The sequence below is a fragment of the Streptomyces sp. BF23-19 genome (assembly GCF_041106355.1).
Classification (GTDB): Bacteria; Actinomycetota; Actinomycetes; order Streptomycetales; family Streptomycetaceae; genus Streptomyces; species Streptomyces virginiae_A.
This window is the reverse complement of record NZ_JBGBPT010000069.1, coordinates 1-12,870: the sequence shown is the minus strand read 5'-3', so window position 1 is coordinate 12,870 and position 12,870 is coordinate 1. Positions and strand designations below refer to the sequence as shown.

Annotated in this window: 13 protein-coding genes; all 13 read left to right on the top strand. The window is 71.7% G+C overall.

The genetic code is table 11. The features are described from left to right. Positions 1-34: 34 nt before the first annotated feature. The 13 genes from AB8A24_RS31235 to AB8A24_RS31175 all read left to right on the top strand — a co-directional run bounded on the left by AB8A24_RS31235 (position 35) and on the right by AB8A24_RS31175 (position 12,831). Complete coding sequence (locus AB8A24_RS31235; RefSeq protein WP_369478175.1) at positions 35-1,483, top strand: MFS transporter; 1,449 nt, start codon at positions 35-37, stop codon at positions 1,481-1,483. Next, positions 1,480-1,875, top strand: a complete 396-nt coding sequence (locus tag AB8A24_RS31230) for a cupin (RefSeq protein WP_369478174.1) — start codon at positions 1,480-1,482, stop codon at positions 1,873-1,875. The genes AB8A24_RS31235 and AB8A24_RS31230 overlap by 4 nt, the downstream gene beginning before the upstream one ends. 249 nt (positions 1,876-2,124) lie before the next feature. Continuing rightward, positions 2,125-2,889, top strand: a complete 765-nt coding sequence (locus AB8A24_RS31225) for a GntR family transcriptional regulator (RefSeq protein ID WP_328963238.1) — start codon at positions 2,125-2,127, stop codon at positions 2,887-2,889. Positions 2,890-3,037: 148 nt separating this feature from the next. Continuing rightward, positions 3,038-4,165, top strand: coding sequence for a TIGR03364 family FAD-dependent oxidoreductase (locus tag AB8A24_RS31220; protein WP_328963239.1), 1,128 nt, complete (start codon positions 3,038-3,040; stop codon positions 4,163-4,165). A gap of 5 nt (positions 4,166-4,170) precedes the next feature. Next, positions 4,171-4,890, top strand: a complete 720-nt coding sequence (locus AB8A24_RS31215) for a phosphonatase-like hydrolase (RefSeq protein WP_328963240.1) — start codon at positions 4,171-4,173, stop codon at positions 4,888-4,890. Next, entirely contained in the window at positions 4,887-5,936 is a 1,050-nt protein-coding gene (locus AB8A24_RS31210) for an ABC transporter ATP-binding protein (protein ID WP_369478173.1), read from the top strand. The genes AB8A24_RS31215 and AB8A24_RS31210 overlap by 4 nt, the downstream gene beginning before the upstream one ends. Positions 5,937-6,003: 67 nt before the next feature. Next, entirely contained in the window at positions 6,004-6,867 is an 864-nt protein-coding gene (locus tag AB8A24_RS31205; protein ID WP_369478188.1) for a 2-aminoethylphosphonate ABC transporter permease subunit, read from the top strand. Further along, entirely contained in the window at positions 6,854-7,651 is a 798-nt protein-coding gene (locus AB8A24_RS31200; RefSeq protein ID WP_369478172.1) for an ABC transporter permease, read from the top strand. Before AB8A24_RS31205 ends, AB8A24_RS31200 begins: the two co-directional genes overlap by 14 nt. A gap of 81 nt (positions 7,652-7,732) precedes the next feature. After that, complete coding sequence (locus tag AB8A24_RS31195; RefSeq protein ID WP_369478171.1) at positions 7,733-8,809, top strand: 2-aminoethylphosphonate ABC transporter substrate-binding protein; 1,077 nt, start codon at positions 7,733-7,735, stop codon at positions 8,807-8,809. A gap of 182 nt (positions 8,810-8,991) precedes the next feature. Continuing rightward, on the top strand, positions 8,992-10,506 hold the full coding sequence (locus AB8A24_RS31190) for an alkaline phosphatase family protein (RefSeq protein WP_369478169.1): 1,515 nt from the start codon (positions 8,992-8,994) through the stop codon (positions 10,504-10,506). A 135-nt stretch (positions 10,507-10,641) separates the two neighbouring features. After that, positions 10,642-11,421, top strand: coding sequence for an HAD-IIA family hydrolase (locus AB8A24_RS31185; RefSeq protein ID WP_328963245.1), 780 nt, complete (start codon positions 10,642-10,644; stop codon positions 11,419-11,421). Positions 11,422-11,550: 129 nt separating this feature from the next. Further along, positions 11,551-12,147, top strand: a complete 597-nt coding sequence (locus AB8A24_RS31180; protein ID WP_328963246.1) for a hypothetical protein — start codon at positions 11,551-11,553, stop codon at positions 12,145-12,147. Between the two features lie 15 nt (positions 12,148-12,162). Then, positions 12,163-12,831 (top strand): class F sortase, encoded by a 669-nt coding sequence (locus AB8A24_RS31175; RefSeq protein WP_369478168.1) that lies wholly within the window; start codon positions 12,163-12,165, stop codon positions 12,829-12,831. The last annotated feature ends 39 nt before the right edge of the window (positions 12,832-12,870 follow it).

Below are 12,870 nucleotides of genomic sequence, written 5' to 3'. Positions count from 1 at the left end.
GACAACGACGATCCCCTGACGCTAATTTCTTTACATGTATAAAAACCAACGGAGGCGACCCGGAGTGGTGCTGTCGGCGGCGGCCGTCGCCCAGTTCGTCTTCGCTCTGGACATGTCGGTGGTCAACGTCGCACTGCCCGCAATCCGCACCGCGCTGGGATTCTCGCCGCTCGACCTGTCGTGGATCGTGCACGCCTACGCGCTCACCTTCGGCGGACTGTTGTTATTGGGGGGTCGCGCTTGTGACCTGTACGGGCACCGTCGGCTGTGCGTGGGGGGCCTGGTCGTCTTCGGGCTGTGCTCGCTGGTGGGCGGGCTGGCCCAGGAACCCTGGCAATTGATCGCCGCCCGCGCCGGTCAGGGCCTGGGCGCTGCCGCGGCCGCCCCAGCCGCGCTGGGCATGCTCACCACCACGTTCCCTGAGGGCCCTCGGCGTGTCCGGGCGCTCGGGGCGTGGAGCGCGGTGAGCGCCGCAGGGGGAGCGCTGGGGGTACTGGCAGGTGGCCTGCTGACCGAGTACGCGGGTTGGCGCTGGGTGATGCTGGTCAACCTGCCCATCGTGGCGGCGGCTCTCGCGCTGGTTCTGGCAGGCGTGCCCGCCGGAGCACAGCCCGACCGGCGCGAGAGGCCGGACGTGCTCGGCGCTGTCCTGGCGACCGGCGGAGTCGGGCTGCTGGTGTTCGGTGTCGTCCGCACCGACGCCCGAGGGTGGGGATCCCTGGCCACCGTGGCGACCCTCGCCGCTGCGGCCGCGCTCCTGGCCGCCTTTGCCCTGGCCGAATCCAGGGCCCCCGCGCCGCTGCTGCGCCTCGGCCTGCTGCGCAGTCGCTGGGTGGCCGGCGCCAACGTGCTGGTTTTCTTGGCCGCGGCCGGCCAGTTCGCGGCGTTCTACTTCGTGTCCCTGTACATGCAGCAGGTTCTGGGCATGGGTGCCGCGGCGACCGGCGCCGCGTTCCTGCCGTTCTCCGTGAGCCTGGTCGCGGGCACCGTCATCGCGACCCGCGTCACCACGGCGCGCACCCCCCGAGCTGCCCTGGTGCCCGGCGCTCTGCTGGCCGCCGTGGGCCTGGCCTGGCTGGCCTTCATCAGCCCCAGCGGCGGCTTCCTCACCGACGTGCTCGGTCCCTGCCTCATCACCGGCGTCGGCGTCGGACTGGTCCTGGCCCCGGTCGCTGCCGCCGCGACCACCGGCGTCGCCTCCCACGAGGCCGGTATGGCCTCCGGCCTTTTCAACAGCTCCCGCCAACTCGGCGGCTGCGTCGGCCTGGCCGCCCTGGCCACCATCGCCGCACTCCGCACCGGCACGGCCACCGACCCCGCCTCCCTCAACGACGGCTATGCCCTGGTCCTGGCCGTCACCGCCGGCCTCTTCGTACTCGCGGCAGTCGTGGCGATCGGGGTGTTGCCCCGACGCCAGGCCGCCCTGCCCGACCCGCAACCCGCTGCCCCCGCAAAGAACCGACTGGAAGGAACGCCGTCATGACGACGACCCCGATCGACCTGTTCGTCTCCGCGCTGCAGTTCCGCCCCGACGGCGATGTCCGAGCCGCCGAACGGCAGATGACGAGCAGCGACTCGGGCGCCTGGCAGATCACGACGTTCCACGTGGAGACCGACGTCGACGTCCACGCCGACCACTGGGAGATGCACCCGGAGGCCGAAGAGGCGGTGTGCTGCCTGACCGGCGGCGTCCGCCTCTACTTCCGTGCCACCACGCCCGGTGGCGCCGAGGACATGGTGCAGTTGCAGGCAGGCACCGCAGTGATCGTCCCCCGCGGCCGCTGGCACCGCCTGGAGCTGAACGCCCCCAGCGACCTGATGTCGATCACCCTTCGCCACGGCACGCGCCTCGAAAAGCGCACCGACACGCACTGATCGGGAGGTGGCCCGACAGATTCGCTGCCGGGCCACCGCGAGCCTCGCCCAGTCCTCACGAAGTTCCGACAACGCGCCGTCGGACAGCCCTCGTCGACTGCACAGCGATCCCGTACGGATGAGCTCGCGTATCCAACTGTCGCCGGTTCCCCGGTCCGGCGGACCGGGACATGACCGCCATGCGCAGGGATGCCACGGGCGAGGCCCCCGTCACCGCGCGCCGTCGACCGCCCCGCATAGAGTCCCACCGTGGAAGAACAGACCCAGCGGCACCGCCCCGGCTCGCCCGTGCGTTCCGGCATTCCCGAGCACGGCCGGATCCCCAAGTACTACGCCGTCAAGGCCCGGATCGCCGAGCTCCTCGACGAGCTCGGCGAGGGCGGCACGCTGCCCACCGAGCGTGATCTCGCCGAGCGGTACGAGGTGTCCCGCGAGACCGTCCGCCAGGCCCTGCGCGAACTGCTGCTGGAGGGCCGGCTGCGCCGCTCCGGCCGCGGGACCGTCGTCGCCGGCCCCAAGCTGGAGCAGCCGCTCTCCCTCGCCAGCTACACCGAGGGCGTACGCCGCCAAGGCCGCCGTCCGGGCCGTCACCTCATCGGCCTGGAGCAGTTCCCCTGCCCGCCCGACCTCGCCCCCGGCATCGGGGCCGAGCCCGGTGAGCCCGTCTGGCACCTGGAGCGGGTCCTGCTCGCCGACGACGAGCGCGTCGGCCTGGAGAGCACGTACCTCCGGGTGGCCCGGGCCCCTCGCCTGAACAGCGACTTCCAGCCCGACTCCTCCTTCTACGGGTACCTCCGCGACAGCCTCGGCATCTCCTTCGGCGAGGCCGACGAGAAGCTGGAGACGGTCCTGGCGACCCCGCGCGAAGCCCTGCTGATCGGTACCCCGCCCGCTCTCCCCATGCTGCTGATCCACCGCTTCTCGCGGGACCAGGAGGGCCGGCCGCTGGAGCGGGTGCGTTCGCTCTACCGTGGTGACCGGTTCAGCTTCACGACCCGACTGCACGCCGAATAGCCCAGGAGGAATCATCCGGTACAGGTCGAATCAGGACGCACTCACATCACAAAAAGATAACGGGTCTAGTCCAAGTGTCGAGGGCTGTTCACCGGCGCGTCGCCGGACGGCCCCTCCCGGGCCACGGACCCGACCCACCGTTGGCGGCGTGAGAGTCATAGTCGTCGGAGGCGGCGTGGTCGGCACCATGCACGCCTGGCAAGCAGTCGAACGCGGCCACGAGGTCGTCCAGATCGAGCGAGAAGCGGAGGCCCGCGGCGCGTCCCTGCGTAATTTCGGCCAGATCTGGGTCAGCGGACGAGCCGGGGGCGAGGAGCTCGACACCGCCCTGCGGGCCCGCGAGCTCTGGGAGCGCATCGGCGCGGAGGTGCCCGGCCTGGGCTTCCGCGCCAACGGCTCCCTGACCCCCGTCCGCACCCCGCGCGAACTCGCGGTCGCCGAGGCGGCCCTGGCCCGCCCGGACGCCGCCGCCCGCGGCTACCGACTGCTCACCGCGGCCGAGGCGCGGGAGATCAACCCGGCCCTGCGCGGCGCGTTCGAGGCCGCTCTGTGGTGCGAACGGGACGCGGCCGTCGAGCCGCGCACCGCGCAGCTCCACCTCCGCGAGGCCCTGCGCACCCGCGCCGCCGGCCGCTACACCTTCCTCGCCGGCCGCGAGGTCCGCGAGGTCGTCGGTCACGGCGCCGTCCGCGACGACCACGGCGACGTCCACCGCGGCGACGCCGTCGTCCTCGCCACCGGCGCCTGGCTGTCCGGCCTGGTCCGCGAACTGGTCCCCGACCTGCCCGTCCGCCGCGTCCGACTTCAGATGATGCAGACCGACCCGCTCGGCGAGCCGCTGACCACCTCGGTCGCGGACGCCGACAGCTTCCGCTACTACCCCGCCTACCGGTCCCCCGCGCTCGACGCCCTCAACGCCGAACAGGAGCAGGCGCCGATCGCCGCCGAGCACAAGATGCAACTGCTGATGGTCCAGCGCCGGGACGGCGGACTGACCATCGGCGACACCCACGAGTACGAGCACCCCTTCGCCTTCGACACCCTCGAAGACCCCTACGAGCACGTCGCCGCCGTGGTCGAGTCCTTCCTCGGCCGCCCCCTGCCGAGGATCCGACACCGCTGGGCGGGCGTGTACGCGCAGTGCACCGACACCACCCGCGTCGTCCACCGCCAGCAGGTGGCCGACGGCGTCTGGCTGGTGACCGGACCCGGCGGGCGAGGCATGACCTGCTCGCCCGCCATAGCCGAGACCACCGCGAACGAACTGGGCTGGTAAGTCAGATGAGCGACAGCGACATCACCAACGCAACCGACAGCAGCGGCCACAAGCTGGTCGTCCTCGACATGGCCGGCACCACCGTCGCCGACGGCGGCCTCGTCGAGCGCGCCTTCGAGCAGGCCGCCGAGCGCCTCGGCGTCGAGCCCGGCACCCCCGACCACGCCGAGAAGCTCCGGTACGTCCTCGACACCATGGGCGAGTCCAAGATCTCGGTCTTCCGCCACCTCTTCGGCACGGAGGAACTCGCCCGCCGCGCCAACTCCGCCTTCGAAGAGGCCTACGGCGCCCTCGTCGACGGCGGCCTCGTCACCCCGCTCCCCGGCGCCCGCGCCGCGATCGAGCAGCTCCGCGCCGACGGCCGCACCGTCGTCCTGACCACCGGCTTCGCCCGGATCACCCAGGACGCCATCCTCGACGCCCTCGGCTGGCAGGACCTCGCCGACCTCACCCTCTGCCCCGCCGACGCGGGCGGCCGCGGGCGCCCGTACCCGGACATGGTGCTGACCGCGTTCCTGCGCACCGGCGCCGTGGCCGACGTGAGCGACGTCGTGGTCGCGGGCGACACCGCCTACGACATGCTCAGCGGCCGTCGCGCCGGCGCCGGGATCGTGGCGGGCGTCCTCACCGGCGCCCACGACCGGGCGGCGCTCACCCGGCACGGCGCGACCCAGGTCCTGGCCTCCGTCGCCGAACTCCCCTCCCTCCTCGTGGAGTCGCCGTGAGCGGTATTCGCTTCGACGCGGTAAGCGTCGCCTACGGCGGCAACACCGTCCTGGACTCCCTCGACCTGACCGTCGAACCGGGCGAGGTGATGGCCCTGCTCGGCCCCTCCGGTTCGGGCAAGACCACGGCCCTGCGCGCCGTCGCCGGTTTCGTACGGCCCGTCGCGGGGCGGGTGCTGATCGGCGGCCGGGACGTCACCGCGCTCCCGCCGCACAAACGCGGCATCGGCATGGTCGTCCAGCAGTACGCGCTCTTCCCGCACATGCGGGTCGAGGACAATGTCGCCTTCGGCCTCAAGGCCCAGAAAGCCGCGAAGGCCGAGATCCCGGGGCGCGTCGCCGAGGCGCTGGAGATGACCGGCATGGCGGCGTACGCCAAGCGCTACCCGCGCGAGCTCTCCGGCGGCCAGCAGCAGCGCGTGGCCATCGCCCGCTCCCTCGCCATCCGCCCCGGGGTGCTCCTGCTCGACGAACCGCTGTCCGCCCTCGACGCGCAGCTGCGCTCCGGAATGCTCGCCGAACTGGCCCGCCTGCACCGCGAACTGCCCGACGTATCGATTCTGTACGTCACCCACGACCAGGTGGAGGCGCTCACCCTGGCCGACCGGATCGCCGTCATGGACCGGGCCCGGCTGCGGGACTGCGGGACCCCGCAGGAGCTGTACCGGGCCCCGCGCACCGAGTTCACCGCCTCGTTCGTCGGCAACGCGAACCTGCTGCCGGTGACGGTGGCCGAGCGCGGCGCGGTCTTCGCGGGCCGGACGCTGGCCCTCGACCGCGGCCGCGCGACGCCGGGCGCCACGGCCACCCTGTGCGTACGACCACACCTCCTCGGTCTGGGGACCGGCCCCAACGCGCTGAGCGGCACCATCACCGAGGTCCAGTGGCGCGGCTCGACGCACCGGCTGTACGTGGACGTCGCCGGTCACCGCGTGAAGGCGGACCTTCCCGAGCTGCGGGAGACGCCCGCGCTGGGGGACCGGGTCACGCTGCACTTCGAGCCGCGGGACGCCGTGCTGCTGGCCGCAGGGGTGACCCGTGCCTGACGCCGCGCCGGGGGCCGCGCTCCCACGGGGCTCCGCTCCGGACCCCGCGCCTCAAGCGCCGGCGGGGCTGGAAGAGCGGGGCTCCGCCCCGGACCCCGCGCCTCGAACGCCGGCGAGGATGAATCCGGTCTGGGCGCTGCCGCCCGTGGTCGTGCTCGGGCTCGTGTTCCTGTATCCGCTCGGGCTGGTCGTCCAGCAGTCGTTCAGTCCCGAGAACGGCGGCGGCGCCTTCGACGCGTATGCCTCCGTCTTCGCCTCGCAGAGCTTCCGCGAGGCCCTCGGGACCACCGTCTGGCTGGCCGTCGGCGCGACCGTCGGTTGCCTCGTACTCGGCTTCGTGCTCGCGCTGATCATCGCCTTCGTGCCCTTCCCCGGGGCCCGCGCCGTCGCCAAGTTCATCGACGTCTTCCTCTCCTTCCCCTCCTTCCTCATCACCCTCGCCCTCCTCTTCGTCTACGGAACGGTCGGCATGGCCAACGGCTTCGTCACCGACCTCACGGGAGCCGCCGAGGGACCCTTCCACTTCCTCACCACCCCCTGGGGCGTCCTGCTCGCGGAGATCACGTACTTCACGCCCTTCGTGATGCGCCCGCTGCTCGCCGCCTTCTCCCAGCTGGACACCGCCCAACTGGAGGTCGCCGCCGGCCTCGGCGCCCGGCCCGCCCGGATCGTCCGGCAGGTGATCCTGCCCGAGGCCCTCCCGGCCCTCGCCGCGGGCGGCAGCCTCGTCCTCGTCATGTGCCTGAACGAGTTCGGGATCGTCCTGTTCACCGGCGCCAAGGACGTCACGACCCTCCCGATGCTCATCTACGGCAAGGCCATCCTCGAATCCGACTACGCGGCCGCCTGCGTGGTCGCCGTCGTCAACATCGCGATATCCGTCGGCCTGTTCGGCCTCTACCGGGTGGTGGGCAAGCGTGCTGGTGCATAGCAAGAGCGGCCGCTGGGCCGCCTGGGGCCTCTTCGGCCTCCTCTTCCTGCCGCTGTTCGCCCTGCCCCTGCTCGTCGTGGTCGCGGCCTCCTTCGCCACCCACTGGTCCGGGGCCTTCCCCTCCGGACCGACCACCGAGAACTACGCGGCCGCCGTGCGCGGCGAATCCCTCCAGGCCCTGACCACCAGCCTGGTCACCGCCCTCGCCGCGAGCCTGCTCGCGCTCGCCGTCGGCGCCTGGGCCGCGCTCGCCGCGGCCACCTTGCGCAAGCGGGGGAAGCGGCTCCTGGACGCGCTGTTCGTGCTGCCCGTCGCCGTGCCGTCCGTGGTCGTCGGCCTCGCCCTGCTCGTCGCCTTCAGCCGGCCGCCGGTCCTGCTCAACGGCACCAGCTCGATCGTCATCCTGGCGCACACGATCCTTGTCACGGCGTTCGCCCACCAGTCGGTCTCGGCGGCGATCGTACGGCTCGACCCCGCGTACGAGCAGGCGGCCGCCTCCCTCGGCGCCCGTCCCGCATACGTGCTGTGGCGGGTCAAACTCCCCCTCCTGCTGCCGTCCCTCACGGCCGCGGCCGGCCTCTGTTTCGCCCTGTCCATGGGCGAGTTGAGCGCCACGATGATGCTCTACCCGCCGGACTGGATGCCCCTCCCGGTCCGCGTCTTCACCGCCACCGACCGCGGTTCGCTCCACAGCGGCTCCGCCGTCGCCGTGGTCCTGATGGCCACCACCCTGCTGGTCCTCCTGGCCGTCTCCCGCGTCCGTACCAGGGCCTCCTACCGCTGAACCCCGTACGCACCCCGTACCCACCCCGTAGGAACCCGTACTCCCACCCCCGCCGACTCCCTTTTCCCGTAAGGAAGTTCCATGACCGGCAAGAGACTCCTCCGTACCGCCACCGTCGTCACCGGCGCTCTCGCCCTCGCCTCCTCCCTCACCGCCTGCGGTGGCGGCTCCTCCGCCGCCGACTCGAAGGGCGGCGAGAAGATCGTCACCGTCTACAGCGCCGACGGCCTCAAGAGCGAGAAGGGCGACGGCTGGTACGACAAGGTCTTCGCCGACTTCACCGCGAAGACCGGCATCGAGGTCAAGTACGTCGAGGGCGGTTCCGGCGAGATGGTGCAGCGCGCCGTCCGCGAGAAGACCAACACCCAGGCCGACGTACTGATCACCCTGCCGCCCTTCATCCAGCAGGCCGACGGCAAGGGCCTGCTCCAGTCCTACCGGCCGCAGGGCTCCGACAAGGTCAACGGCGCCGACAAGGCCTCCGACGGCACGTGGACCTCGGTCGTCAAGAACTACTTCGGCTTCGTCTACAACAAGAAGGAGCTCCCCGAGGCCCCCAAGACCTGGGAGGAGCTGCTGGAGGCCAAGTACAAGGGCAAGCTGCAGTACTCCACCCCGGGTGTCGCGGGCGACGGCACGGCCGTGCTCGTCAAGTCGATGCACGACTTCGGCGGCAAGGAGCCGGCGATGGAGTTCCTGAAGAGGCTCCAGGCCAACAACGTCGGCCCGTCCTCCTCCACCAGCAAGCTGGCGCCCAAGACCGACAAGGGCGAGCTGCTCGTGGCCAACGGTGACGTCCAGATGAACTTCGCGCAGTCCAAGTCCATGCCGAACCTGGGCATCTGGTTCCCGGCGAAGGAGGGCGGCAAGCCCACCAGCTTCGCCCTGCCCTACGCGGCCGGCCTGGTCGACAAGGCCCCGCACACCGAGAACGGCAGGAAGCTGCTCGACTTCCTGCTCAGCGAGGAGGCCCAGCAGCAGGTCAGCGCGGTGGGCGGCGGCTTCCCGGCGCGCACCGACGTCAAGCCGACCGACGCCAACGCCGTCGAACTCACCAAGCTCATGACGGGCGTGGAGATCTTCGAGCCGAACTGGGCCGACATCGACGAGAACCTCACCGGCTACGTCGACGCGTGGAAGTCGGCCACCGGAAGCTGACCGGTTACTTGCCGGCCATCCCCGCCCGGCAGAGTGACCGTTGCATAACAGGTCTGGACCGAAGACCGCACCTTCGGTCCGGACCCGGTGCACACCGGAACGCCGAACGCCGAACACCGGAACACCCGAACGTCGAAACACCCCCGCTCCTTTCGCCGCTCACTTGCTCCCAGGAGGAGTACGTGTCCCCTGTCCTGCCCGGACGTCGTGCCATCGCCGCGACCGCCGTCACCTCCGCCCTGATCGCCGCCACCGTCGCGGCCACCCCCGCCGCCGCGGCGGCCAACACCGACAAGGTCCTCGTCATCGGTATCGACGGCGCGGTCCTCGATCGCGTCAAGGTCGCCGCCGCGCCGAACCTGAACGGCCTGATGGCCCAGGGCCTGACCGCCCGCAGCACCCTCTACGCCGGCCCGATGGCCGCCACCTCCTCGGGCCCCGGCTGGTCCACCATCGCCACCGGGGTCTGGCCCGACAAGCACGGGGTGAAGGACAACTCCTTCATCGGCAAGAACTACGCCGCCCACCCGGACTTCCTGACCCGCATCGAGAACGCCGAGCCGGCGCTCAACACCTACGCGGCCGCAGACTGGGAGCCCATCACCTCCACCGACCAGAACGGCCCGATCTTCTCCTCGAAGGTCGACAAGCGCCTCTCCCTCAAGGGCGACCGCGACGGCTACCGCACCGAGGACCCGAAGATCGCCGCGGCGGCCGCCGCCGAGCTGCGCGACCAGAACCCGGACGCCGCCTTCGTCTACCTCGGCGAGATCGACGAGGCCGGCCATTCCTACGGGGCGGCCAGCCAGCAGTACCTCGACACGATCGCCCGCGTCGACACCCTGGTCGGTCAGCTCCTCACCGCCGTCAAGAACCGCCCGACGTACGCCCAGGAGAACTGGAAGGTCCTGGTCAGCACCGACCACGGCCACACCGACTCCGGCGGCCACGGCGGCTCGACCATCCAGGAGCGCGGCACCTTCGTCATCGCCAAGGGCGCGGGCATCCCCGCCGGCTCCGTACGCTCCGACGTGCGCCTGGTCGACGTCGCCGCCACCGCGCTCGCCCAGGTCGGCGTCAGCGGCTCCGGCCTCGACGGCGTCCCGCTGAACGCCCCGGACGACGACCCCTTCGACACCCTGCGCCCGAACCTCCAGGCCCGGGTGGACGAGACGGGCATCCCGGCCGGGGTGAAGGGCTTCACGCACACCCCGCCCGCCGGCTGGTCCGTCGACAACTCCCGGATGGGTACGGGCGGTGTCACCGAGTGGGCCGGCTGGGCGTTCGCGACCGACGAGTTCTGGAGCCAGTCGCAGCGCGACCAGTGGCGCGAGCTGAACGTCCGCTCCCGTGACGTCTTCGCCGTCGCCGACTCCGACGAGTGGGACGACAAGAGCCACACCGGCACCTTCGACTCCACCCTCGTCACCCCCAAGTGGGCGGTCAGCGGCGGCAGCACGCGGAATCTGACCTTCCAGACGCACTACCGGCACGAGGCCGGCCAGACCGCCCAGGTCCTGGTCTCCTACAACGGCGCCGCCCCGACGGTGGTGAAGACCTACACCGCCGACGCCGTCGCCAAGGCCGAGTCCCTCGCCCTCCAGGTCCCCGCGGGCGCCACCGACGTCCAGGTCCGCTTCCGCTACAGCGGCACCAACAACTGGTTCTGGACCGTCGACAACGTCCGCCTGAGCTGACCGCTCCCCACGCTCCGGGCCGCTCCGGGTCGCGCTCCGGGTCCGGGCTGTGGACGTCCCTGCCGTCCACAGCCCGGCCCCGATAGGGTGGTACAGACCAGAGGTCGCAGGTCACCGAGAGCGGAGAACAATCCAGTGGCAGAGCGCAAGCCGATCGAATCCTGGCTCACCGACATGGACGGGGTCCTCATCCACGAGGGCACCCCGATCCCGGGCGCCGATGCCTTCATCAAGCGGCTGCGCGAGTCCGGCAAGCCCTTCCTGGTGCTGACCAACAACTCGATCTACACCCCCCGCGACCTCCAGGCCCGGCTGAGCCGCATGGGGCTGCAGGTCCCCGTCGAGAACATCTGGACCTCGGCGCTGGCCACCGCGAAGTTCCTCGACGACCAGCGTCCGGGCGGCACGGCCTACGTCATCGGCGAGGCGGGCCTGACCACCGCCCTCCACGACATCGGCTACATCCTGACCGACCACGAGCCCGACTACGTGGTCCTGGGTGAGACCCGGACGTACAGCTTCGAGGCGATGACCAAGGCGGTCCGTCTGATCAACGCGGGCGCGCGCTTCATCTGCACCAACCCCGACGAGACCGGCCCCTCCACCGAGGGCCCGCTCCCGGCCACCGGCGCCGTCGCCGCGCTGATCACCAAGGCGACCGGCAAGAAGCCGTACTTCGCCGGCAAGCCGAACCCGCTGATGATGCGTACCGGCCTGAACGCCATCGGCGCGCACTCGGAGACCAGCGCGATGATCGGTGACCGGATGGACACCGATGTGCTGGCCGGCTTGGAGGCGGGCATGCAGACCTTCCTCGTCCTCACCGGCCTGACCACGGAGCAGGACACCGAGAAGTTCCCGTTCCGCCCGACCAGGACGGTCGCCTCGATCGCGGATCTGGTCGACCTGATCTGATCCGTTCCCGGGTACGGCGTACGGCCGAACGGGCGTAGCGCGTTTGGGGCGTACGGCCGACACGTACGGCGCCGCTCCGGATGCGCGGCGGCGCGCCGCGCGTGAATCTCCTTGTCGAGGAGGTTCACCATGCGCAGTGTTCCGATCGCTGTCCGCGCCACCGCGATGGCCGTCACCCTGGCGGCGTTCTCGGTGGTGACCGCGCCGATCGCCCTCGCGGGCGAAGAGGACCGCGGTGACCGCGGCGACCGCGGCAGCGTCACGGTCGACCCGAATCCGGCTCACCCCGGAGCGCAGGTCAAGCTGCGCGTCCAGGGGTGTGACGGCACCCGCGGAGCGGCCAAGTCCGCCGCCTTCGTGTCGGACGTCGACCTCTACGGCCGGGACGGCGGCCGCAGCCCGCTCTACGGCGACGCGATGATCAGCTCGCACGTCTCGCCCGGCTGGCACTCCGTCCGGGTGATGTGCGACGGCCACGAGAAGATCAGCGGCTCCATCCAGATCTCCCAGTACCGCCCGTCCCACCACCCCAGTCCCGTCTGGCCGGTCCACGCGGGTGGCGGCGGTATGGCGGCCGAGCTCGCGGCGCAGCCGGTCAAGAAGGCCCACGGCGCCGACGGCCCGGGGCTGCCGCACACGGTGATCGGCGCCGTCCTCGCCGCGGTCGCCACCCTGGCCGTCGCGGGCCGGGCGCTGGCCCTGCGCCGGCGCCGCAGTGGTGAGTGAGGCCGGTGAGGGCCGGTGAGTGAGGACAGGGCCTCGGCGGGCGGCCGGCTGCTGACCTTCGCCGCCTGGTCGGTGCTGGTGCTCGGCCTGTGGCTGTGGGGCCGCCAGCTCACCGTGGCGCCGGCCCCGCCCGCCGGTCAGGCCGGCGGGACGGTGGGTCCGGGGCTGCCGGCCGCGCACGCCCCGCTCGCCGCGGCCCCGCCCCAGCGCGTCGACGTGCCCTCCATAGGCATCCAGGCCCCGGTGATCTCCCGGGACCTGGACAAGGACGGGGCGATCGAGCCGCCCCCGTACGACCAGCCGGGCACGGTGGGCTGGTGGGGCCGGGGCACCCAGCCGGGGGCGGCCGGGACGGCGCTGATGGTGGGGCACGTGGACACCCGCTCCAAGCCCGCGGTGTTCTACGGCCTGAGCTCCGCGCAGCCGGGCGACAAGGTGCGGGTGGTGCGGACGGACGGTTCGGTCGCGGAGTTCACGGTCGACGACGTACGAGTCTACGAGCGCGCGGCCTTCGACGCGCACAAGGCGTACGGCCAGCGGGTGCGGGGCCGCGCCGAACTGAGGCTGGTGACCTGCGGGGGCACGTACGACAAGGTGGCCAAGGAGTACACGGCGAACGTGGTGGTCTCCGCCTACCTGACGGGCGTCGGAGCCCGCCCGGGCGCGCCGGGCACCGCGGCCTGAGCGGAAAACGAAGAAGCCCCTCGCAGCTTTCGCTGCGAG

Bases quoted from the DNA above. Each gene is read 5' to 3' on its own strand.
- AB8A24_RS31230 (WP_369478174.1), top strand. From the start codon at position 1,480: ATGACGACGACCCCGATCGACCTGTTCGTCTCCGCGCTGCAGTTCCGC.
- AB8A24_RS31180 (WP_328963246.1), top strand. From the start codon at position 11,551: ATGCGCAGTGTTCCGATCGCTGTCCGCGCCACCGCGATGGCCGTCACC.
- AB8A24_RS31195 (WP_369478171.1), top strand. From the start codon at position 7,733: ATGACCGGCAAGAGACTCCTCCGTACCGCCACCGTCGTCACCGGCGCT.
- AB8A24_RS31235 (WP_369478175.1), top strand. From the start codon at position 35: ATGTATAAAAACCAACGGAGGCGACCCGGAGTGGTGCTGTCGGCGGCG.
- AB8A24_RS31215 (WP_328963240.1), top strand. From the start codon at position 4,171: ATGAGCGACAGCGACATCACCAACGCAACCGACAGCAGCGGCCACAAG.